General features: G+C 37.7%; 22 protein-coding genes. 17 read left to right on the top strand and 5 right to left on the bottom strand.

Going from position 1 to position 22,451, the window contains the following annotated elements:
* Positions 1 to 254: 254 nt before the first annotated feature.
* A complete protein-coding gene (locus tag CWR45_RS12295) occupies positions 255 to 767 on the bottom strand; it encodes a YcxB family protein (RefSeq protein ID WP_115750170.1) in 513 nt (170 codons plus the stop codon).
* 87 nt (positions 768 to 854) lie between these two features.
* Positions 855 to 1,916: an NAD(P)/FAD-dependent oxidoreductase gene (locus tag CWR45_RS12290; RefSeq protein WP_115750169.1), complete on the bottom strand. Its 1,062-nt coding sequence runs from the start codon at positions 1,914 to 1,916 to the stop codon at positions 855 to 857.
* A gap of 188 nt (positions 1,917 to 2,104) precedes the next feature.
* Here CWR45_RS12290 and CWR45_RS12285 point away from each other — a divergent pair, with 188 nt between their 5' ends.
* Positions 2,105 to 2,578, top strand: a complete 474-nt coding sequence (locus CWR45_RS12285) for a PaaI family thioesterase (RefSeq protein WP_115750168.1) — start codon at positions 2,105 to 2,107, stop codon at positions 2,576 to 2,578.
* Positions 2,579 to 2,730: 152 nt separating this feature from the next.
* Here CWR45_RS12285 and CWR45_RS12280 read toward each other — a convergent pair whose 3' ends face one another.
* Positions 2,731 to 3,957, bottom strand: coding sequence for an MFS transporter (locus CWR45_RS12280; protein ID WP_115750167.1), 1,227 nt, complete (start codon positions 3,955 to 3,957; stop codon positions 2,731 to 2,733).
* A 374-nt stretch (positions 3,958 to 4,331) separates the two neighbouring features.
* Between CWR45_RS12280 and CWR45_RS12275 the strand changes: the two genes are divergently transcribed.
* The 3 genes from CWR45_RS12275 to CWR45_RS12265 all read left to right on the top strand — a co-directional run bounded on the left by CWR45_RS12275 (position 4,332) and on the right by CWR45_RS12265 (position 8,473).
* Entirely contained in the window at positions 4,332 to 6,260 is a 1,929-nt protein-coding gene (locus tag CWR45_RS12275; protein WP_115750198.1) for an ATP-dependent DNA helicase, read from the top strand.
* A gap of 326 nt (positions 6,261 to 6,586) precedes the next feature.
* Positions 6,587 to 7,546 carry an L-lactate dehydrogenase gene (locus tag CWR45_RS12270; RefSeq protein ID WP_115750166.1) on the top strand — a complete coding sequence of 320 codons (960 nt, stop codon included), beginning with the start codon at positions 6,587 to 6,589 and terminating at the stop codon, positions 7,544 to 7,546.
* A 147-nt stretch (positions 7,547 to 7,693) separates the two neighbouring features.
* Complete coding sequence (locus CWR45_RS12265) at positions 7,694 to 8,473, top strand: formate/nitrite transporter family protein (RefSeq protein ID WP_115750165.1); 780 nt, start codon at positions 7,694 to 7,696, stop codon at positions 8,471 to 8,473.
* 102 nt (positions 8,474 to 8,575) lie between these two features.
* Here CWR45_RS12265 and CWR45_RS12260 read toward each other — a convergent pair whose 3' ends face one another.
* Positions 8,576 to 9,196, bottom strand: a complete 621-nt coding sequence (locus tag CWR45_RS12260) for an NUDIX hydrolase (protein ID WP_115750164.1) — start codon at positions 9,194 to 9,196, stop codon at positions 8,576 to 8,578.
* Between the two features lie 140 nt (positions 9,197 to 9,336).
* On the opposite strand from CWR45_RS12260, the gene CWR45_RS12255 reads away from it, so the two are divergent.
* From CWR45_RS12255 to CWR45_RS12230, 5 genes are all read left to right on the top strand, one after another.
* Complete coding sequence (locus CWR45_RS12255; protein ID WP_115750163.1) at positions 9,337 to 10,017, top strand: phosphoribosylaminoimidazolesuccinocarboxamide synthase; 681 nt, start codon at positions 9,337 to 9,339, stop codon at positions 10,015 to 10,017.
* Positions 10,018 to 10,413: 396 nt separating this feature from the next.
* Positions 10,414 to 11,466 carry a Delta(5) desaturase DesA gene (desA, locus tag CWR45_RS12250; protein WP_115750162.1) on the top strand — a complete coding sequence of 351 codons (1,053 nt, stop codon included), beginning with the start codon at positions 10,414 to 10,416 and terminating at the stop codon, positions 11,464 to 11,466.
* A gap of 99 nt (positions 11,467 to 11,565) precedes the next feature.
* Positions 11,566 to 12,684, top strand: a complete 1,119-nt coding sequence (locus CWR45_RS12245) for a sensor histidine kinase (RefSeq protein ID WP_115750161.1) — start codon at positions 11,566 to 11,568, stop codon at positions 12,682 to 12,684.
* Positions 12,685 to 13,126: 442 nt separating this feature from the next.
* Positions 13,127 to 13,726 (top strand): response regulator transcription factor, encoded by a 600-nt coding sequence (locus CWR45_RS12235; protein ID WP_115750159.1) that lies wholly within the window; start codon positions 13,127 to 13,129, stop codon positions 13,724 to 13,726.
* Between the two features lie 87 nt (positions 13,727 to 13,813).
* Positions 13,814 to 14,602: a carbon-nitrogen family hydrolase gene (locus CWR45_RS12230; RefSeq protein ID WP_115750158.1), complete on the top strand. Its 789-nt coding sequence runs from the start codon at positions 13,814 to 13,816 to the stop codon at positions 14,600 to 14,602.
* 211 nt (positions 14,603 to 14,813) lie between these two features.
* Here the strand turns inward: CWR45_RS12230 and CWR45_RS12225 are convergent, their stop codons facing one another.
* Positions 14,814 to 15,494, bottom strand: a complete 681-nt coding sequence (locus tag CWR45_RS12225) for an adenine nucleotide alpha hydrolase family protein (protein WP_115750157.1) — start codon at positions 15,492 to 15,494, stop codon at positions 14,814 to 14,816.
* A gap of 943 nt (positions 15,495 to 16,437) precedes the next feature.
* On the opposite strand from CWR45_RS12225, the gene CWR45_RS12220 reads away from it, so the two are divergent.
* The 8 genes from CWR45_RS12220 to CWR45_RS19845 are packed head-to-tail and all read left to right on the top strand — an operon-like array spanning position 16,438 to position 22,444.
* Entirely contained in the window at positions 16,438 to 18,849 is a 2,412-nt protein-coding gene (locus tag CWR45_RS12220; protein WP_115750156.1) for a Na+/H+ antiporter subunit A, read from the top strand.
* Entirely contained in the window at positions 18,836 to 19,258 is a 423-nt protein-coding gene (locus tag CWR45_RS12215) for a Na(+)/H(+) antiporter subunit B (RefSeq protein ID WP_115750155.1), read from the top strand. Before CWR45_RS12220 ends, CWR45_RS12215 begins: the two co-directional genes overlap by 14 nt.
* A 3-nt stretch (positions 19,259 to 19,261) precedes the next feature.
* Positions 19,262 to 19,603 (top strand): Na(+)/H(+) antiporter subunit C, encoded by a 342-nt coding sequence (locus tag CWR45_RS12210; protein WP_115750154.1) that lies wholly within the window; start codon positions 19,262 to 19,264, stop codon positions 19,601 to 19,603.
* Positions 19,596 to 21,077, top strand: a complete 1,482-nt coding sequence (locus tag CWR45_RS12205) for a Na+/H+ antiporter subunit D (protein WP_115750153.1) — start codon at positions 19,596 to 19,598, stop codon at positions 21,075 to 21,077. The genes CWR45_RS12210 and CWR45_RS12205 overlap by 8 nt, the downstream gene beginning before the upstream one ends.
* 31 nt (positions 21,078 to 21,108) lie before the next feature.
* Entirely contained in the window at positions 21,109 to 21,594 is a 486-nt protein-coding gene (locus CWR45_RS12200; protein ID WP_115750152.1) for a Na+/H+ antiporter subunit E, read from the top strand.
* Positions 21,591 to 21,875 (top strand): Na(+)/H(+) antiporter subunit F1, encoded by a 285-nt coding sequence (locus CWR45_RS12195; RefSeq protein ID WP_115750151.1) that lies wholly within the window; start codon positions 21,591 to 21,593, stop codon positions 21,873 to 21,875. The genes CWR45_RS12200 and CWR45_RS12195 overlap by 4 nt, the downstream gene beginning before the upstream one ends.
* A complete protein-coding gene (locus CWR45_RS12190; RefSeq protein WP_115750150.1) occupies positions 21,853 to 22,224 on the top strand; it encodes a Na+/H+ antiporter subunit G in 372 nt (123 codons plus the stop codon). Before CWR45_RS12195 ends, CWR45_RS12190 begins: the two co-directional genes overlap by 23 nt.
* Before the next feature lie 46 nt (positions 22,225 to 22,270).
* Positions 22,271 to 22,444: a hypothetical protein gene (locus CWR45_RS19845; protein WP_170138852.1), complete on the top strand. Its 174-nt coding sequence runs from the start codon at positions 22,271 to 22,273 to the stop codon at positions 22,442 to 22,444.
* The last annotated feature ends 7 nt before the right edge of the window (positions 22,445 to 22,451 follow it).

The following is a 22,451-nucleotide window of genomic DNA, read 5'->3' as shown; positions in this document are numbered from 1 at the left end:
CATTTGATAAAATTTGCGATAGTGAGACTTATTTGTATTAAAAGAACCACAGGATAGCGCCAACGAAACTGATACTAAGTTTAGTTAGAAATCGCATTACTGTACCTCCCAAATTAATATTCTTAATGATATCTTTAGCATAACGAAAGACTGTTAAGTTAGTACTAACTGGATATTAAATTTAGGTAAATTTACAGAAAAAAGAGCGGACAGAATCACACACTGTCCGCTTCTCATTTAGAATTAGTAATTAATTATACGATCAAACGTTCCTCTATATACCCTTTAACTTCATCGACATTCGTTAATTCCCTTTTCGGCAGGATATAGGCACTTACGGAGCTATTGTATAGGTAGAAATAATCATTGTCCTCTTTAAATGCTTGAATGCCAGACCATTTCACTTTTGTTTCGTCAGTGGATGTGGATTCCGTTATTTCGTCTTTTGTAAATATCATATGATGCTCTCCAATTAGTCCGCCATTCTGACCTTCACGAATCATTTTCTTTACATTTCGGATTATTGTTTTGTAGAAAAACTTTGGATAAAAAATGATCCATAGTATGCTCATAATGAAAAAAGGTATAAATGCAAATAAGAATGGTGTTTCGGCAATCTTAGAAAATAAATAGGATATTAAGATAAAGAATACTGGGGTCAAAAATCTTTGGATATTTAGTGATCTCATAACAGATTTAGAGTTTTTCATATGGAACAGGTTAAATTTTAGGTAATCATCTTCAGTCAGGTTGTAATTAATCTTCACTGGTTTTCTCCTTAAGTGATATAAATGTGAATTTTACTTTGAGAAAGGAAAGGAATCTGAATGGAGATCTAGATTCCTTTCCAGTTCTTAATGACGTTTACTGAGCCATAATACGCCAGATTTCGCCAAGCGAGGCAAGAATCCAGTAAATGGTGTTTTCATCATGTTACCGAAGCCATCCGATTTTCCTAAAGAACCAAGCGTCCCTTTCAATTTGATCTCTTTAGGTGTTTTGAGCTTTTTACCGGTGAAAATCGATAGCAATACCTCTGCAATTCTTTCTCCTTGTAGTCCTGCTAACTGTGCACTCGGTGAATAGTAGGATGAAGCACAGTCACCTAATACATAGACATTTGGATTGGTTGGCACTTGATAATAGTCATTTACGATAATCTTTTCTTGGTTATCCTTTGCGAATGGTAATTCACGGACTAAATAATTTGGTCTGACTCCTGCAGTCCAGATTGTAACATCATTAAGGAAGCAAACACCATTGTTGCATACACCGTCTTTTTCAACGTATTCAACGTTTGAATGGTGAATTACCTCGACATTATTTTCCGCAAACCAATCTTCTACATAGGATTGAATTTTAGAATCAAATGCTTTCAGTACGGTAGCACCTCGGTCAAGCAAGCGGATATTCAAATCTGATCTACTTTCCCGTATTTCAGAGGCGACTTCGATTCCACTTAATCCGGCGCCAACGATGGATACATTTCCATAAGCCTTTAAATTGCCCACGGCTACGCCGGTATTACGTGCCTTTTGGAAGGTCTGTACACTTTCAGTGAATTCCTCCGCCCCAGGTGTCCCGTGATAATTATCCTCACATCCAAGACCAATAACTAAATAATCATAGGAAATCGTTTCTTCAGGATCTTGGAATATAATTTGTTGTTTTTCCGTGTCAATTTTTGTAATATCACGAAAAACGTACTGTACGCGTTTATCATCTGGAAAATCAACGCGTACATCCCTTTCCGCGACTGTTCCAGCCGCAATCGTAAAGAATTCTGTTTTTAACGAACGGAATGGATTTCGATCTACGACAGTGATATGTAAATCTTCAGGTAATTGATAATCAAGTAGGCCTGTTAATACTTTTATGCCACCATAACCCCCGCCTAATAGGACGAGTTTCTTCATGTAAATAACCCCCAACTATGTAATGAAACGTCTTCTCCTGTACATCTATAGATTAGCAAAGATTGGTCTGTCTGTCATTAAAGAATCGATTAATTGGACTTATCATTAATGCAAATTTCATTAGTCCAGAATATTCTAAAATAGATGATAAATGTTATACTCATTTTAATAAGGAGGGTGATTTTTAGGTGGATAATGTGATACATGCGGTTCAAGATGAGTATGCAGATGATTATGCTTGGTGCTATGGTTGTGGGAGATTAAATGAACATGGATTACATCTTAGAACGGGGTGGCAAGGAGAAGAAACGATAACGGTTTATACTCCACTTTTAGAACATACAGCAATACCTGGTTTTGTCTATGGCGGATTGATTGCTTCTTTAATAGATTGCCATAGTACCGGGTCTGCATCGCTTGCATTACACCGTAAAAATGGTCATGAACCAGGTGATGAAGTTGAACCACCGAGATTTGTTACGGCGTCACTTTCGATTGATTTTATGAAACCAACCCCACAGGGAGTACGGTTAAAAGCAGTTGGCAAGTTGGAAGAGGTTCATCCTAAACGTTGGAAAATACACACTGAAGTATTCGCGAAAGATTTGGTTTGTGCAAAAGGTATGGTTGATGCTGTTGTGATGCCGAAATCTTTCGGTTAAAACGTAGAGGAAGATAGAACAATGAGGAAATGAGGGACCATGAACTCTGTTATATAGTTTTGTTCATGAAACAAGAGGAGACACTATATTGGAGGCCAAGAATTTCTCTGAGAAAGGATATTCTTGGCCTTATTGACATTATTAAACGCTACTCATGCATACCACTTTTTCACCTTTTCGTCGGTTGGTAATAGGAATGTTGCAAATCCTAATAATGGTAATAGTGAAATCATAATCATCGTTGGTGTTAATCCAGAGAAATCGATTAGGGCACCAAGGGTAACGGAACCGATTGCTCCCATGCCAAATGCAAACCCGACAATTAAACCTGACATCGTACCAATTTTACCCGGTACGAGCTCCTGTGCATACACAACGGTGACAGAGAAGCTGGACATTAACATTAATCCGATTACTGCAAGTATAATGATAGCGATAATCGGTCCGACGTATGGAAGGGCTAATGCAAGCGGTGCAGATCCTAATAAGGAGAAAAGAATAATATTCCGTTTACCGAATCGATCAGCTAAAGGACCGCCAAGGAATGTTCCGACAGCTCCCATTGCTAGAAAAGTAAAGATGTAAACTTGTGCGTTTGCTATCGTGATCCCATAATTATCCATAACATAAAATGCATAGAAATTAGAGATTGCTGCACTATACCATGAACGTGCAAAGGTGACGAAGATAAGAATGATAATAGCGCCTTTAATTGCTTTGGAAACATTTTTACTAGGTTTTCTTATATTTTGTGTTTTTTTCTTGCTTTTGAATACCTTTATTTGCTGTGCATACCATTTTGCTATGTATGAGAGAAACATGACAGCTAATGCAGCAACTAAGGTGAACCAAATTGCTCCAAACTGACCGAGCGGAACGAGGATTAAGGCTGTGATTAACGGAGCAAGTGCTTGCCCAGCATTTCCTCCAACTTGGTAAATCGATTGGGATAGTCCCCGCTTCGTACCAGCAGCAAGATAGGCTACACGAGACCCCTCTGGGTGGAAAACAGCAGAACCAAGACCAATAAAGACAACACTTAAAAGAATCATCCAGAAATTAGGTGCTAGTGCGAGACCGAGCATACCGAACATGCTGCTCGTTAGTCCAATTGGCAATGCAAAGGGAATCGGTCGCTTATCCGTATACATTCCTACTAACGGCTGCATAACAGAGGAAATCATATTTAATGTAAACGCGATAAGTCCAAGCTGTGTAAATGTTAGCCCCAGTGATTTCTCCAAAATCGGAAACATTGCAGGAATCACGGCTTGCAAGGAATCATTTAATAGATGGCATATTCCAATAATGAATAAAATAGAATAGATTGGTTCACTATTCTTTAGTATCTGGGCCTTCTCTTTAGTGGTATTTTCCACAGCTTTCCCTTCTCTCAATTTAAATAGTATCAAGCTTTCTAGAACTTGATAGTGTAAGTTTCATCCTATTATGGCTATACTTAATATTGTACAATTGAAAAAATATTTAGCAATTATTTTTTCTTAATCAAGATGTATCCTATTATTGTTTGCGTTACAGTAATTTACTATGCTATTATATAAGTTTGCTTAGGAAATTTATCCCGCATTAACGGGCAGTAAGACTCTCACTTCAAGAATTAGAGAGAAGCCAAAGAAATGTAATTGGTATCTGCCTGCAAAAGCCCGATTCGTTAAACTAACATTGAGTGGGATGGAGAGAGACTCCCCGACTCAATGAAGGTTCACTTTATAAAGAGGAGTTTACTATGAATATGGACACAAAGCGTTCCCTTCCATTTACTGTTTCAAAAACAGAGAATTTCTTTGATCGTTTGGGTGATTATATTGGTGATGTTTTTTATGAAATCTTACCTGAACAAGGTTTTGAATTAAGAGATGAACAAATATACATGGCGTTTCAGTTAGAAAATGCTATTAAAAATAAACGTACGATTTTTGCGGAAGCGGGTGTAGGAACAGGAAAGACACTCGTTTATTTATTATATGCAATTTGCTATGCTCGTTATATAGGAAAGCCGGCGATAATATCTTGTGCGGATGAAACGCTCATTGAACAGCTTGTGAAAAAAGGTGGAGACATTGAAAAGTTAGAAGAAGCACTAGACTTACAAATTGATGTACGGCTAGCAAAGGCGCGTGAACAGTATGTTTGTGTGAAGAAGCTTGATCCGCTTGCAAATGTGACAGATGATGAGGATATTTTACGTGTGCATGATCAGATTCCTGATTTTGTCTACGATACGGGAACTTCAATGAAAACCTTTGAACGGTATGGCGACAGGAAAGAATATCCGTGGGTACCGAATGAAACGTGGGAGAAGATTGCTTGGGATCCATTGCAACAGTGCTCCACCTGTGAGTTCCGACACCGAAGTGGACAGACGTTAAACAGGGAATATTACCGACATGCGAAAGATATTATCATTTGTTCCCATGATTTCTACATGGAGCATATTTGGACGAAGGAATCACGCAAGCGTGAAGGGCAGATGCCACTCTTACCTGAAGCTAGTTCGGTAGTTTTTGATGAAGGCCATCTATTAGAGTTCGCTGCACAAAAGGGATTAACTTATCGTTATAATCTGGATACGTTGACGAATGTGTTAACTGGCTATATGGGTCAAGATATTCGTGAGCAATCCTTATTATTAGTAGAAGATATTCTAGAGTTAAATGATGCGTGGTTTGAACTTCTTGGAGATACTGCTACAGCTGTCGAAGGGTCGAATCGGAAGCAATTAGCCCCATCGAAAATGATGCTGGAAATGGCGAGGAATTTGGATGACAAAGTACAACAATTACTAGAACAGCTTGTTTTTGATTCTGAATTATTCACGATGGACGACTATTATATTAAAATTATTGAAGAGTATTTAGAGTTCTTCGATTATGGTTTATCCATCTTATTAAAAGATGATGAGGGAATATATTGGCTGGAAGAAAATGAGAGTACGACAAGCTTTGTAATTATGCCACGGTTAGTAGAGGATGTGCTAAAGCAGGAAGTATTTTCACAAAAGATTCCGTTCCTATTCTCTTCGGCAACATTAGCACAAAATGGAGACTTCAATTATCTAGCTAACAGTTTAGGGATCGAATCATATGAATCCTTCTCCGTTGCCTCGCCGTTTGATTATGACGAACAGATGAAAATCGAAGGTCATTTGGATACAGGTGATTTAGAAAAATGGCAAGGGATTTATGAGGAATTAATAGAAAATAATGGTCATTCACTCGTGTTATTCTCCACCGCTCGGGAGATGGAGCTTTTCAGATCGTGGGCTAATAATCAAACATGGCCATTCGTGTTAATGTATGAAGGTGATAAGGAAATAAGTACGATGGTTCGTGAATTCCAGTCAGGGGAATCGTCAGTATTGTGCGCACATCATCTCTGGGAAGGCTTAGATGTTCCGGGGGAACCATTGACTCAGGTCATCATTTCCTCTCTGCCATTCCCACCAAAGGATGCAGTATTTGAGGCGAAGCGCAAACACGCAGCAAATCCAGATCAAGAAGTGGATGCACCTTATATGCTCTTAAGAATGCGTCAAGGGATTGGTCGATTAGTTCGGACAAGCTCGGATCATGGAGTCATTCATATTTGGATGACGGAAGAGGAAAAGGATAAATACGGAAAATCAATAGCGGAAGTTATGCCTGTACGGATTGAGGGGTAGGACTTCTTTTGAAGTGGGCAACGGACTTTTGAGTTTGTTGCCTTTTTCCCTCTAATTATGAGGAACTTGATTATTGATAGCAGATCAGAGTTTTAGTCACGTATTTAATTTTGAAAAGCTCTATGTCTTTATCGTTATTTTTATTTGTGAAACATTGAACAATGTTATTGCCTTTATAAATAAATCGATGTATACTAAAAGTAATAAATGTTTGTGAAACATTTCACAATATAAAGTGGCTCCATCTATTAATAATTCCACTAGTTTTTGGGTATGGTAATGTATGGAGAAAATTCAGAAATTAATTTTGGAAGGAATGGTAAATCATGATGGAAAGAAATGACCAGATAAACAAAGTTGCATTGATTGGAACAGGATTTGTAGGCTCAAGCTATGCCTTTGCTTTAATGAATCAAGGTGTTGCTAATGAACTTCTGATGATTGATATTAATGAAAAAAAGGCAAAAGGTGATGTGAAAGATTTAAATCATGGAAAAGTATTCGCTCCAAATCCAATGCATATTCGCTTTGGCACTTATAAAGATTGTACGGACATGGACATCGTTGTAATCTGTGCTGGGGCTAATCAAAAACCTGGTGAAACTCGGCTTGATTTAGTAGAGAAGAACTTAAATATATTTAAAACGATTGTAGATCAAGTAATGGAAAGTGGGTTCGATGGGATATTTCTTGTTGCAACGAATCCAGTAGACATTTTAACCTATGCAACATGGAGATTTAGTGGACTTCCAAAAGAACGTGTAATCGGCTCAGGCACGATTTTAGATACTGCTCGCTTCCGCTATTCACTAGGAGAATATTTTAATGTTGCACCAAGAAATGTTCATGCTTATATTATCGGTGAACACGGCGATAGTGAACTTCCTGTATACAGTTCTGCGTCTATCGGTACCATCCCGATCAAAAAGTTGATTGAGAGAAATGAACAATATAATGTAGATGATTTAGAGATGATTTTTACCCAAACACGTGATGCTGCTTATGAAATTATCGAAAGCAAAGGTGCTACTTATTACGGGATTGCAATGGGTTTAGTTCGAATTACGAACGCCATTCTTACTAATGAAAATACGATATTAACTATTTCTGCACATCTGGATGGCGAATATGGAAATAATCATGTGTATGTAGGTGTACCAGCAGTTATTAACAGAAATGGAATAAGAGAAATCATCGAAATTGACTTAAACGATGAAGAAAAAATGCTTTTCAATAATAGTGTCAATGTTTTAAAAGGCATCCTTGCTCCGTATTTTGGTAGCTAAGAAAGTAAAAACTTTCTTAACTACATAAGTGCAACTAAGGCTGTCAACGAAAGGCTTGGTGACAACGAAGTTTTCTAAAAGAAGCGAAACCAAACTAATCAATAGGTTTCGCTTTATAAACATTTAGATTGGCAGGGGTGAAATTTTATGGAGTTGGAATCTCTTTTAAAGGTGGAACAATTAGCGCTCAAGAAATTTGGTATTTATCAGAAGAGCTCCTTTATCTATTTATTAAGATCGATGCTAGCAAGTATGTTTATTGGTTTTGGGGTCATTGTCGCATTTAAAACCGGCAACTTCTTTTACTTGGATCATTCTCCATTTGCATATCCAATGGCAGCTGTAACATTTGGTGCAGCAATCATTCTTATTGCATATGGTGGGGGTGATTTATTTACTGGTAATACTTTTTATTATACCTTTGCAGCATTAAAGAAAAAATTGCGCTGGAAAGATGTAGGTAGGTTATGGGCACTTAGTTATATCGGTAATTTGATAGGAGCTTTTGCTTTTGCATTATTAATTTATGCTACAGGACTTTTTGATGATCAATCAGTGAACGGATTTTTATTGGAAGTAGCGAAGAATAAAACACTAGCACCCACGAATGAATTGTTTTTCAGAGCGATTCTTTGTAACTGGCTCGTCTGTTTAGCATTTTTCATTCCGATGACACTTAAAGGTGATGGCCCTAAATTATTTACAATGGTTTTATTTGTCTTTTGTTTCTTTATTTCCGGATATGAGCATAGCATTGCTAATATGTGCACGTTCGCTGTGTCCTTCGTGCTTGGACATCCAGATTCAGTGACAGTCAGCGGTATGATTCACAATCTTATTCCAGTCACAATTGGAAACTTAATTGGCGGGAGTATCTTTATGGGATGGATGTATTATTATGTGAATAAACCTTTTGTGAATGATTAGTTTAGTCTTGAAATCACAAATAAGAAAATAACAATTACCTCTTAGATTTCTAAAACTACAAACAATCCATCCTAAATATTGTTCGAAAGGATGGATTGTTTTCTATTTCTCGTTCAGCAACTCTATAAAATGGGTTAAAATTCTCGCTGTTAATCCCCAAATTACTTTGTTTTCATATTTATAAAAAAGCTCTTCGACATGGTGTGTGCGCCAATTGTAATCCTCCCCGCCAACAATTAAGTCAAAAGGAAAATTCGAATCAGGAACTACTTGCAAGTTTACTTTATATCTTTCTGGATCTGTATTAACAAAATGGGCTAGTGGTACCGTGAATACCTCGCTAACCTCAGCAGGGTTTGGTTTCAATTCCGTTAGATTTGTTATTCTGCCGACAAATGGATAGATTAATCTGCCACGTTCCATTGCGATATAATCAAGTGGGAGAACATCTCTTATCGTTGATTCATTAATACCTAATTCTTCAGTCGTTTCGCGAACGGCAGAATATCTGGGGTCTGGGTCCTCTCGATCAATTCTGCCACCGGGGAAACAGATGTCACCAGGCTGATTGCGAAGTTCCATCGATCTAACCTCGAATAGAATATGTGTTTCATTCGCTATCTCAACTAAAGGAAGAAGTACAGCGGATTTTCGAAGTTGCTCATAACCGAGGATAGATGGTACTCGGTCTTTCAATTTATTAATAATATCTGATGCGTCCAACTAAGTCACCTCCTCATACTATTATACAAGTCAATGTATTAGAAAGACCACTTAATATATATTAGCAAAAAAGCGGAAAGTGACAGTCTATCTATTTTATGCAATAATTATGATATATTCCAGCGGGAGAGGTGCAAAGGATGAAGCAACTTTATACAGGTAAAACGAAAGATGTATATGAATTAGAGGAAGGGAATCTTCTACTGAAATTCAAGGACGATGTAACAGGGGAGAATGGTGTTTTTGATCCCGGAGCTAATACTGTTGGACTATCTATTGAAGGTGCTGGAAGAGCAGGTTTAAAATTGACCCAATTTTTCTTTGAGATTTTAAAAGAAAAGGGAATTCCAACACATTATATTGCTGCGGACATTGAAGAAGCTACGATGACAGTTGTGCCAGCATCCGTATTTGGTCAAGGTTTAGAAGTAATCTGCCGTTACCGTGCGGTTGGTAGTTTCTTTAGACGATATGGTAAATATGCAGAAGATGGTCAGACTTTAGATGCGTTTGTTGAAGTTACATTAAAGGATGATGAACGTCAAGACCCACCAATCTCGAAGGATGCTTTACATATGCTTGGGATTCTTACAAATGATGAATATGAAACACTGAAAACATTGACACAGCAAATTTCTCAAGTTGTTAAAGATGAACTAGCGAAGAAAGATATTGAATTATATGATATAAAACTAGAATTTGGAAGAGATGCGAACAATCAAATCCTCTTAATCGATGAAATCTCTGGTGGAAATATGCGAGCATATAAAAACGGCGAATATATTGAACCATTGGAATTGGAAAAAATGATGCTGCAATAATTTAGGCTATGGACTACTATCTAATTAATTGGATAGTGGTCTTTTATGTTTAGTTTATGGCTTTGACTTAAGCTTGTTAGCGTGCCTAGTCGCTTATACGTTGTGCGCTCCACTTGGTCCATGAAAGCTCGTGTGACCATTTGATAGCTAGACTGGACCTATAAGAACTCAGGAGTATGAATAATCCGCTCCGATAAAACATTTTGGAGCTCTTCCATATCATTAAAACGCTCTATCACCACCAACATCTTCTGACAAAATTTAGGGAGTTACAGGCACCCCCCTGTCTACACATGACATTTGTCATATGCAATCCTTGACATTTATGACTTATAAACCAGGTGGTTTTCCTCTATGCTAGATAGTAACAATATTCGGCATTAATAGGAGGATAATATGAGTAAACAAAAACAGGCACAATTAAGAAAAAGCGTTGCACCCTATGCGAGCTCAAATACAAAATTAAGTATAATACAATTAATAAATTCGATTGTTCCGTTCTTTCTACTTTGGTTTCTTGCATATCAGAGTTTAACCATTTCCACTTGGTTAAGTCTTCTATTCTCTATAGTCGCAGCGGGATTCGTCGTGCGGATCTTCATAATTTTTCATGATTGTACACATATGTCTTTTTTAAAAAATAGTAAAGCGAATCGAGTTGTCGGTACGATTACAGGAATCATTACCCATTTTGCCTTTGAGAAATGGAAAAGAAACCATGCAATCCACCATGCAACAAGTAGTAATTTAGACAAACGTGGGACTGGTGATGTATGGGTAATGACGGTGGATGAATATGCAGAAGCATCATTCTGGGGCAGACTAGCATATCGATTATACCGGAATCCATTTGTGTTATTTGGTTTAGGACCAATCTATCTGTTCTTTATTGAAAATAGAATCAATCGAAAAGGTGCGAAACAGAAGGAGCGTTTGAACACCTACTTAATTAATGCTTCAATTGCAGTCATTTATGCGCTTTTGATTTGGGCTATTGGCTGGCAGGCATTCTTAATTATCCAACTTCCAATCCTCATGATTGCTGGTTCTGCTGGAATATGGTTGTTCTATGTACAGCATCAGTTTGAAGATTCCTATTTTGAGAATGAAGATGAATGGGATTATGTAAAGGCTGCAGTAGATGGAAGCTCTTATTATAAGTTGCCGAAAGTATTAGAGTGGATTACTGGCAGTATTGGTTACCATCATGTCCATCATTTAGCGCCAAGGGTACCTAATTATAATTTGGAGAGAGCACATGAATCGACGCCGCCATTACATCAAGCAACGACGATTACGTTAGCATCAAGCCTAGCATCGATTCGTTTTCGTCTGTATGATCAGGCAAGTAGATCTTTTATTAGCTTTAAGGATTTCAAAGCACTTGAACGTAATAAAAAGACAACGCTACGGATGAAGGCAAGCCGCCCAAGTTTCCAAGAGAAATAAAAAGATTCCCTCAAGCTTCCATTTAGTTGAGGGTTATTTCTTATATACTTTGTTATACTGAAATAAATAATCGTAATTTTATTCATAGGGAGGAAGAACATGCAAACGTGGTATCATATTTTTCCGAAAAAAACTGGAATTAGTCTTTTTGCATGGATTGCATTTTGTCTACTTCCTTTCTATTTTATCTTTAAATCATCAACACCTGCAGAAATTATTATTGGTATCCTGATGATTCTTTTGTTCTTCATTACTTATCGATTAGCATTTATAAAAAAAGGCTGGACTGTTTATGTTTCGGTAGGAATAGAAATGGCAATAAGCATTGGCATGACCGTTTATTTTGGTTATGTCTATTTCTCCTTATTTCTAGCATTTTTCATTGGTAATATTCAAAATAGGGCGGGTTTTATAGCGTTGTATGTTGTCAATCTCGTTACAACAGTTGTTGCAGTAGGGTTTGGGTTTTTTACTCAGGAACAGCTCTTTTTCTCACAAATTCCATTCATTGTGCTTTGTATTATTGGAGTCATCCTGCTGCCATTCGAAATGTATAATAGAGTCAAACGCGAAAAGCTGGAAATTCAATTGGAAGATGCAAATGAGCGAATCTCAAAATTAATGATTATTGAAGAACGGCAGCGAATTGCACGGGATTTACATGATACATTGGGGCAGAAGCTTTCTTTGATTGGCTTAAAAAGCGATTTGGCGAGCAAGTTAGTAGTTAGAGATACGGAAAAGGCAAAACTTGAGCTATACGACATTAATCAAACCGCCAGAACTGCTTTAAAAGAAGTTCGTGAAATCGTCTCGACAATGAGAAGCACGAAATTAGTCGATGAGCTGATAAGCGTACAGCAGGTTTTAGAGGCCGCACAAGTTAAATATAAACTGGAGGGGGATCCTAAGCGTATAGGGATTCCAGTATTCGTAGAAAATGTACTCAGTATGTGTTTAAAGGAAGCAGCTACAAATGTTGTTAAACATAGCAAGGCTACGTTCTGCAAAATATCCCTTCGGCAGTCATCTAGCGAATTGACCATTATTGTCGAGGATAATGGTATTGGTATGCGTGATAAATTGGGTGCGTTTAAGGGGCATGGACTTGAAGGGATGAGGGAAAGACTGGAATTTGTCAATGGGACGTTACAAACCGAATCAATCGATGGAATGACCCTCACAATTAAAGTTCCGACTGTTATTAAGCAGGAATAGTTTGGTGTTGTTTATATAAACTGCGGACTAGGCTCAATGTTGATTTCCGCGGGCAACGCTTCAGTTCCTTCGAAAGAAAATCGTTCTTTATTTTCGAGAAGTCTCCTGTCCGCGGCTCCAATCAACACCCACAAGAGAGGAAAATTGGTCTCTATCTTATATTGGGATAGAAAATTATTTTTACTCGCACATCCCCAGCGGAAGAAATACACGAAGACTCCTGCGGGAAGAAGAGCCTAGGTGAGACTACGAAGTGCGCTAGCACGAGAAGGCTCACCAGCTCCCCGCGGAAAGCGAAGTGTATTTCTGAAGCGACTGGCCCGAGAGTCATTGACACATTAAACTAGTTAACGCTTTACATCGACTATTAATTACGTGAAAGAGCAGCTATATTATATAGAAAGCAGTCTTATTAATTCAGAGTAGAATAGGAGGGGCGCGCATGATTCGGATTGTAATTGCTGAAGATCAGCGGTTATTACTTGGTGCACTTGGGTCATTACTTGATTTGGAAGAGGATATGGAAGTTGTTGGTAAGGCAAGCAACGGAGCAGAAGCACTTGTCCTTGTGGAGCAACAGCAACCAGATATTTGTATAATGGATATTGAGATGCCGGTGAAAAGTGGACTAGATGTCGCAGAAGAATTGATAAATAACGCTTGCAAAATTATTATTTTAACCACCTTTGCTAGAACAGGATACTTTGACCGTGCCCGAAAAGCAAAGGTTAGTGGCTATTTGCTAAAGGATAGTCCAAGTGAGGAATTAGCAAACTCAATTAGAATTATTATGGAGGGGCGAAAGGTATATGCCCCAGAATTGATTGATATAGCCTATGAAGAGGAAAACCCGTTAACGGAGCGGGAGGAGCAAATAATCAAGCTTATTGCTGATGGGAAAAATACTAAGGAAATCGCCAGCGAACTATACCTAACGAATGGTACAGTAAGGAATTATGTTTCTGTTATTTTAGATAAATTAAATGTTAGCAATCGGATTGCAGCTATTTCAAGATTTAAAGAAAAAGGATGGTTTAAATAGGATGAATTATCCCAGATCAGTGGGGGTTTTTCATCGTTTAATTGTTAGTTGAACCAATCGGGTTAACTTTTGAAAGGAGATTTGCATATGAAGCAAGCTATTTTTCAAATGGATATTGTTGCGGGCAAACCTGAATTGAATCGATTGCGTGTGGGAAAATGGATAAAGGAGACGGTAGAGGCGGAGCACCCTGATATCGTTATCCTTCCTGAGATGTGGACGACAGCTTATACATTACCAGAGCTTGAACTCTATGCAGATAGAGACGGTGAACCAACAACTGGATTCTTGCAGGGACTTGCAAAGAATTACAAGATTAATATTATTGGTGGCTCTTTTGCCAATAAAAAGGAAGGGAAAGTTTATAATTCTAGCATTGTAGTTAATTGTAATGGGGACATTGTCTATCAATATGACAAAATTCATCTCGTACCAATGCTGAATGAACCGCAGTATTTAGCAGGTGGGACTGAGAAAGTAAAGGTGTTTGAGCTGGATGGAGTAAAAATGGGCGTTATTATTTGTTACGATCTAAGGTTTCCTGAACTGTCTAGAAGTCTAGCACTTCAAGGTGCCCAAATTCTCTATGTTGTTGCCGAATGGCCAAGTGTGAGACTGGGACATTGGCAGGCATTGCAAATTGCCCGAGCAATTGAAAATCAGTATTACGTAGTTTCTTGTAATCGGGTTGGTAGTTATGATGGAGAAACGTTTGCAGGAAGCTCCATGATCATTAATCCGTGGGGAAACAGCTTACGAATTGGTAGTGAGAAATTGGAAGAGACTATTACAGCGTCACTTTCGCTTAATCTTGTTACGAAGATTAGAAAGGATGTACCAGTATTTGATAGTAGGATGCCAGATCTCTATGAATAATGCACGCTCACAATTAGGAGGAAAGAATAACCCACGAATTGCAATTTGCTTTTCGTGGGTTATTTTACTAGCTAAATAAGAAAGTATTAAAATTTCCATCTTTCAACTCAAGTGACAAGAGAGGCTACGTCCAGCTCCAGCGCCCAACGACTAGCGAGACTACCCTCACCCCCGTACGTCGCTAAACGGGCGCTTGCGCTTGCTTTTGTTCTTATTTTGCTTTCACATTTGGAGGTTCTTTTATCTTTCCTGTTACAATATCCTCGGTAATGTGTACCTGACAGGTTTTGCCGGTATTATTAATGAATTTAAAAACACCATTATTAAAATCTGTTCCAATCTCTTTATAGAAAATACCTTCATAGAGGTTTTGCTTCGATCTTGTAAAGCTAAGTCGATAATTGTCTTCGTCCTTCCTTAAGAAGCCACGAACACCCTTTTCAAATAAAATGTCCTCTTCACTTTTAATGGTTCGATCAATAGAAACGAGATGAATATCGATAAAGGTCATTTCCCGTAATAATACATTAACAAAGGAACCTTTCGTAATCTCTTCCCATCGATTTTGTGGGCTTTGTCCAACAATGATTTGCGTAATATTATGATTATGTGCTACTTCTGCTATTGCTTTTACAGAAGAACGTTTCTCATTATCACGAATAATGAATTCTTCTACATCTAATTCATCACATAATTCTTTCCATCGTTCAATATACCCTGACTTTTCGGCATCGAATTCATCATAGGGTAATGAATCAACTGTTAACACATATAAAGGACAATCCATTATTTTAGCTAATTTATGACCGCGCCTAATTAGTCTTTCGCCGTTTGGACCATAGTAAACACAGACTAGGATGCTTTCATCCATCCGACCTTTTATTTTCCTCATGACGGTAAATTCACCTCTTGAATTTTCATATACTTATTTAAATATTATCTATTTTATGATCTTATCCATTAAACCGTATCATTTTAACATGTTATATTGATTTCGTGAACCCTTATTTTGAAAAAAATTTATCAAAAAAATACATAGTAAAATTACAAGTATTCCTTCATCTTCTATAGCATAAGCCATCTCTTAATTTAATGCCATAGATAATGATTAAATTAAGGGGAACCCCTAATTAATACGTTTCTAGCTTGGAACGAATTCCATTTATCAATTGTCAAATGTGCATTGAGAGATAATTTACGTTATAATTATTTATGTGTAAAAGTTTATTAAATAATAATGGTACCACTTTCAATAATATCGCATGTTCATTTTACACTCGATTTCGTCCACTGAACTAGAATCATTCAAAAATCCCTCTTACCACTCTTGGTTGGAGCGTTTTCTACTTTGTTAATCAACTAAAATGGTAATTCTACAATATTTATTGCAAATAGGTTTCTTTTACAATCTTAACCTTAAGGTTAACGCTGTATACCAATTAAGAAGTCGTCAGAAAGATTTAGTAGATAAGAAAGTATAACAACTTTCTGTAGTACATAACTGTGGTCACCTAAAGGCATGTGACAACCAAGTTATCTAATCTGGCTATAATATAAGAATAACTGGGGAAATATATAGGTAGGGTTTTCGTATTCGTATTCCTAAGTATGTTTATGCGAGGAATCCTAATATGTTAAACCTGTTTTACTATGTTTGATTACTATTTTAATCTGTAAAATTGTGTTCGGGTGAATCCACTAAATGCAAATTCTATCTCTTTTCATCTTTTAAAGCAAATTATTCTTGCTAAATGTGAAACATGCTCAAGATGCTACTTTATTACGTAAACTTAAACACTTAATAATACTTCACTATTAGAAATGGAGGTTTGATTTTGGTATCTGTGAACTTATTAATTATGATCCCCTTTTTAGCAGCTGCTCTAATTCCTTTCCTACATAAAAGGATATCAAGATTACATATCGGCTGGTACGTATTACTAATACCCATCATCTTATTTATTTTCCTAGCGCTGTATATTCCGAGCATTGCCAGTGGAGCGACGTATTTATTTATGGTTAATTGGCTTCCTACATATGGCATTAATTTTTCTACTTATTTAGATGGACTTAGTTTAATTTTTGGGCTTATTATTACAGGGGTAGGGGCCTTAGTAATTTTATACTCTATTTACTATTTAAATGAGAACGAATCGTTGGAACATTTTTATGCTTATTTAATGTTGTTCATGGGAGCGATGCTCGGTGTCATCTTCTCAGATAACATAATGGTCTTATATGTATTCTGGGAGTTAACGAGTATTTCATCTTTCCTTTTGATTGCTTTCTGGTTTCAACGAAAAAGATCAAGGGAAGGTGCACAAAAAGCATTACTTATTACGGTAAGTGGTGGATTCTCAATGCTTGCCGGCTTTATTATGATTGGAAGCATTACGGGTTCGTTTAGTTTTCGTGAAATTATCGAAATTATCCCGGATTTTTATGACCATCATTTATTCATTCCGGCAATGCTATTAGTTCTACTCGGTGCATTTACGAAGTCAGCACAATTTCCATTTCATATTTGGCTGCCAAGTGCGATGGAGGCACCAACACCTGTTAGTGCTTACTTACACTCGGCTACAATGGTAAATGCCGGTTTATACCTAGTTGCCAGGTTTACCCCAATATTTGGCGGAGAAGTAGCTTGGTTCTGGCTCGTTACCGGAATTGGTTTAGTTACAATGTTCTGGGGATCCTTTACCGCAGTTCGGCAAACTGATCTTAAAGCATTGCTGGCTTACTCGACGATTAGTCAGCTAGGTATGATTATGAGTATGTTCGGAATGAGTTCAGCAGCCCTTAATAATGGCTATTCAACAGATTCGGTTGTCTATACGCAGGCTGCCTTCGCTGGGTTATTCCATTTAATTAATCACGCAACATTTAAAAGTGCGCTATTCATGGTTGTTGGTATTATTGACCATGGTGTTGGAACACGTGATATCCGTCGGCTTGGCGGGCTGGCAACGTATATGCCAATCACGTTTACAATTGCCATGATTGGTAGCTTCTCGATGGCAGGATTACCACCATTCAATGGGTTTTTAAGTAAGGAAATGTTCTTTACTTCAGTATTAAATATTCGTGAACTCAACATTTATTCCCTAGAGACCTGGGGCACGATGCTGCCTGTAATAGCTTGGGTTGCTAGTGTATTTACCTTTATATATTGTATGATAATCGTATTTAAGACATTTCTTGGCAAATATCAAGAAGAAAGGTTGGAGCGACCAGCACATGAGGCGCCAGTTGGTATGCTCATTGCGCCCATCATCCTTGGGATACTCGTTATCGTAATTTTCTTCTTCCCGAATGTACTAGGAAATTATTTAATTGTCCCAGCAATGGCTAGTATTTTTCCAACGTTTGCTGCGGAGACAGATCTTGGCGTGACGATTTCTGCTTGGCATGGGTTTCAACCGGAATTATGGATGACGATAGGTGTTGTCGTCTTTGGTGTTTTACTATTTATTTCATTAAAGTACTGGAAGGGGATTTACGCACTTCTACCAGAAAGCTGGTCTTTTGATTCGTTATATAATGCTATTTTAGAAAAAACAGAAATAAACTCGAATAAAATAACAAATTACTATATGACTGGTTACCTGCGCGATTATCTCGTGTATATCTATATATTCTTTATAATCTTAGCTGGTGGTACATTGATTTACACTGGTGCACTCGACTTTAATATCGTGGATGATGCACCAATTGATCCTATTGACTGGGTAATTGCAATCACGATGAGTGTAGGAGCAATTGCAGTTATCTTTGCCAAATCACGTCTGACTGCGATTTTATTAAATGGTGTTATTGGTTATGGTGTGGCTCTTTTCTTCGTATTACTACGTGCACCAGATTTAGCGCTGACTCAATCAGTAGTTGAGACTGTGACAACGGTACTCTTCCTTGTAGCCTATAAATTCTTACCAGAATGGAAGAAAGAGGATTCCCCTAGACGAACAAAAAGTGTCAATTTATTGATCTCAATTTTAGTCGGGACAATCTTTGTTACCGTTGCGTTAGCAGTCCAAAATGGTAAACTGTTCGAATCAATCTCAAGCTACTTCGAAAATTCATATGAACTTGCAGGAGCGAAGAATATTGTAAATGCAATTTTAAGTGATTTCCGTGGATTTGATACGATGCTCGAAGTAATTGTACTCCTAATAGCTGGAATTGGTATCTTCACACTAATTAAACTAAAAGCTAGAAAGGGGGAGGAAGAGCTTGAAAATAAATAATGTTATTTTACGAACGGTCACTAGAATTGTTGTTTATATCATATTAACGCTAGCCGTGTATTTATTTTTAGCGGGACATAATAATCCAGGTGGCGGGTTTATCGGTGGGCTGGTCCTCTCATCTGCTTTTGTTCTGCTGTTTATTGTTTTTGATATTGAAACGATAGAAAAAGCGATACCTTTTGATTTCAAAAAAGTAGCGGCGCTTGGTGCGTTTCTAGCTGTTGGTACAGGATTTGGAGCATTCGTTTTTGATGTTCCTTTCTTAACACAGGCTTTTGGCTATTTTAATCTTCCTTTCTTTGGAGAAGTAGAATTAACGACAGTAACAATCTTTGAACTAGGTGTGGCATTAGTTGTTGTTGGTGTCGTCGTAACGATTATTTTAAGTATTAGTGAGGATGTGTAATATATGGAAACGTTAATCACCATCCTAGCAGGTGTTTTAGTGACAGTAGCTACTTATTTTCTCTTATCGAAGAGTGTGATACGCGTGATTTTAGGAACTGCTATTCTTTCACATGCTGCACATTTAATGATTATGACAATGGGTGGCTTAAAAGGGGGAGTGGTTCCGTTACTTGATGGAGAAGAACAGGGACCATATGTAGATGCGCTTCCACAGGCACTTATCCTAACTTCCATCGTAATAGGCTTTGCAGTAACGGCCTTATCTCTTGTATTAGCCTATCGAACATATCAAGAAACCGGTACGGATAACCTAGATGAACTGAGAGGGAATAAGCATGAATAATTTACTAGTATTACCAATGGCTCTCCCTGTTCTCGCTGGAATTATACTCATTTTCTTCCGTAATCAAATAAAGCTGCAACGAGGAATAAGTCTTGGTGTTAGCTTTGCGAATATTGGGATTGCTATTTATTTGTTAAATCGAATTCAAGAAGAGGGGATTCTTCGTTTAGACTTTGGAGGCTGGGAACCACCCTTTGGCATTCTATTTGTAGCAGACTCCTTTTCCGTTATTTTAGTGCTAATTACAAGCATTGTTGCTGCTATTTGTTTGCTCTATGCTTTTTCGTCAATTGGCAAATCACATGAAAAAATGCTCTTTTATTCGTTTGTTAACTTCTTAATTGCAGGAGTGAATGGTTCTTTCTTAACCGGAGATCTATTTAATCTATATGTAAACTTTGAAGTGATGTTATTAGCATCCTATGTATTAATTGCCCTTGGAGGGAAGAAGATTCAATTAAGAGAATCGATAAAATATGTCGTAATTAATGTGCTTTCATCTTGGTTCTTCTTAATCGCAATTGCCTATTTATATGGTTCTGTCGGAACGTTGAATATGGCACATATTTCTGAACGAATTGCAGAATCTGGCCAAACACCTTTATTGACTGGGATTAGTATGGTATTCCTAACTGTGTTTGCATTGAAATCTGGCCTCTTACTTTATTTCTGGCTACCAGGTTCATATAGTGTACCACCGACTGCGGTTGCTGCTTTATTCGGTGCATTACTTACAAAAGTAGGGATTTACGCTATTATCCGTGTATTTACATTATTCTTTTACCATGATCCAGACTTTACACATACGATTATCGGTATTCTAGCAGGAGTAAGCTTAATAGGCGGAAGTATAGGAGCTGTAGCCTATAAGGATATTCGACAAATCGTCTCCTATAATGTGGTTATTGGTGTTGGTTTTATTCTTATTGGATTATCTGTTGGTACACAGGCGGCGCTAGAGGGATCTATCTATTATCTAATGCATGATATGATCGTAAAGGCATTATTATTTTTGCTTGCCGGCACAATGATTAAGGTAGCGGGCTCGGCTAGTATGGATGAGATGAGTGGACTGATTCGAAATTACCCACTATTTGGTTGGCTATTTTTCATTGTTATGATATCACTTGCCGGAATGCCGCCACTAAGTGGATTTATTGGGAAGGTTTTAATCGGGCAGGGAACAGTTGAAACGGGTTCTTATGTGCTTCTTGCTCTTGCCTTTCTATCTAGTATTGTCGTACTTTATTCGCTTTTACGTATCTTCCTAAATTGCTTCTGGGGTGAAACAATGATTAGCTTTGAGGATGAAGTACCGATGAAAATGGGTTGGTTAATCCCCTGTGTGTTGCTTTCTGCAGCGACGATTGGTTTGGGACTAGGTACAGAAGTATTTGCACCATATGTTAGTGATGCAGCAAACACCTTATTAAATCCACAAATATATATTGATGCGATTTTATATGATAAATAATCGATTGATATTATAAGGGAGGAAGTGCTTTATGGCGGCTCAATTTTTTACCAATTTGTTTATCGCCTTTCTATGGACGCTTTTCCAGGATGAGGACTACTTTAAAATTACGACATTTGTTACAGGATATATAGTAGGGATCGGAATTGTGTATTTATTGCATCGGTTTTATGGAGAAAGATTTTATTTAGGTAGGTTCTATGCCTTTTTAAAATTAGTTCTGCTCTTTATTTCCGAATTAATTCAGTCTAGTTATCTTGTGCTGAAGCATATACTAAGCCCTAAAATTCATATTAAACCAGGAATATTCAAATATGAGACGATACTGGAAAGTGATGTAGAAGTTACTGCTCTTGCGATGCTCTTAACATTGACCCCCGGTTCTGTCGTTATGGAAGTAACACCTGAGGGCGACACCTTTTATATTCATGGTATGGATGTAAAAGAATCGAAGGAAATGTTATTACGATCATTAAGCAAGTTTGAAAAGGCAATTATGGAGGTGACAAGGTCATGATTAATATAATGTTAACTGCTGCACTTGTATTGTTCGGAATCGCTATTTTCATTTCGCTTTGCAGAATTATCATTGGTCCAAGTCTGCCAGATCGTGTCATTGCTTTAGATATGATAGGAGTTCACCTTGTATCTGCAATCGCCATTATTTCAGTATTATTTCACACGACGGCGTTTCTAGAGGTTATTCTAATCTTAGCTATATTATCATTTATAAGCACGATTGCATTCTCTAAATACATCGAGAGGGGTGTTATTATTGAACGCAAGCACGATAGCTGAGTTTATCGCTGCACTCCTCATATTAATAGGTGCTGCCATGGCTTTGATTAGTGCAATTGGGATTATTCGTTTTCCAGATATTTACACACGATCCCATGCTGCAACAAAGAGTTCAACTTTAGCAGTATTACTAACACTTCTAGGTGCCTTCCTATACTTTGTGACAACGACTGGGTTCATTAGTGTACGCCTTTTGCTAGGAATAATATTCGTATTTATCACATCTCCAGTAGCGGGTCACCTAATTACCCGAGCAGCATACCGTGCAAAGGTAAAGCTAGCGGATTCAACAATAGAGGACGAATTAGCAGATGTATTAAATGAAAAAGAACGGAGAGAGGGAAAGTAGACTACTTTTAGGTAGTTTGCTTTCTTTTTTTTTGTTGGGGATGGGAGTGGGAGTAGGGATATCATCAGGAGCGCGGGGATATTGGCGGGAGAAAACCTATATTAGCAGGAGCGTGGGGATATTGGCAGGAGAAAACTTAAATCAGCAGGAGCTCGGGGATATTGGCGGGAGAAAACTTAAATCATCAGGAGCGCGGGAATATTGGCATGAGAAAACTTAAATCATCA

Source organism: Oceanobacillus chungangensis, assembly GCF_003369565.1.
Classification (GTDB): domain Bacteria; phylum Bacillota; class Bacilli; order Bacillales; family Amphibacillaceae; genus Oceanobacillus; species Oceanobacillus chungangensis.
The sequence above is the reverse complement of the archived record's forward strand: the minus strand, read 5'-3'. Positions and strand labels throughout refer to the sequence as shown.

Bases quoted from the DNA above. Each gene is read 5' to 3' on its own strand.
- CWR45_RS12210 (WP_115750154.1), top strand. From the start codon at position 19,262: ATGGAAACGTTAATCACCATCCTAGCAGGTGTTTTAGTGACAGTAGCT.
- CWR45_RS12265 (WP_115750165.1), top strand. From the start codon at position 7,694: ATGGAGTTGGAATCTCTTTTAAAGGTGGAACAATTAGCGCTCAAGAAA.
- CWR45_RS12235 (WP_115750159.1), top strand. From the start codon at position 13,127: ATGATTCGGATTGTAATTGCTGAAGATCAGCGGTTATTACTTGGTGCA.
- CWR45_RS12245 (WP_115750161.1), top strand. From the start codon at position 11,566: ATGCAAACGTGGTATCATATTTTTCCGAAAAAAACTGGAATTAGTCTT.
- CWR45_RS12200 (WP_115750152.1), top strand. From the start codon at position 21,109: ATGGCGGCTCAATTTTTTACCAATTTGTTTATCGCCTTTCTATGGACG.
- CWR45_RS12275 (WP_115750198.1), top strand. From the start codon at position 4,332: ATGGACACAAAGCGTTCCCTTCCATTTACTGTTTCAAAAACAGAGAAT.
- CWR45_RS12225 (WP_115750157.1), bottom strand. From the start codon at position 15,494: ATGAGGAAAATAAAAGGTCGGATGGATGAAAGCATCCTAGTCTGTGTT.
- CWR45_RS12205 (WP_115750153.1), top strand. From the start codon at position 19,596: ATGAATAATTTACTAGTATTACCAATGGCTCTCCCTGTTCTCGCTGGA.
- desA (WP_115750162.1), top strand. From the start codon at position 10,414: ATGAGTAAACAAAAACAGGCACAATTAAGAAAAAGCGTTGCACCCTAT.
- CWR45_RS12270 (WP_115750166.1), top strand. From the start codon at position 6,587: ATGATGGAAAGAAATGACCAGATAAACAAAGTTGCATTGATTGGAACA.
- CWR45_RS12195 (WP_115750151.1), top strand. From the start codon at position 21,591: ATGATTAATATAATGTTAACTGCTGCACTTGTATTGTTCGGAATCGCT.
- CWR45_RS12255 (WP_115750163.1), top strand. From the start codon at position 9,337: ATGAAGCAACTTTATACAGGTAAAACGAAAGATGTATATGAATTAGAG.
- CWR45_RS12230 (WP_115750158.1), top strand. From the start codon at position 13,814: ATGAAGCAAGCTATTTTTCAAATGGATATTGTTGCGGGCAAACCTGAA.
- CWR45_RS12290 (WP_115750169.1), bottom strand. From the start codon at position 1,916: ATGAAGAAACTCGTCCTATTAGGCGGGGGTTATGGTGGCATAAAAGTA.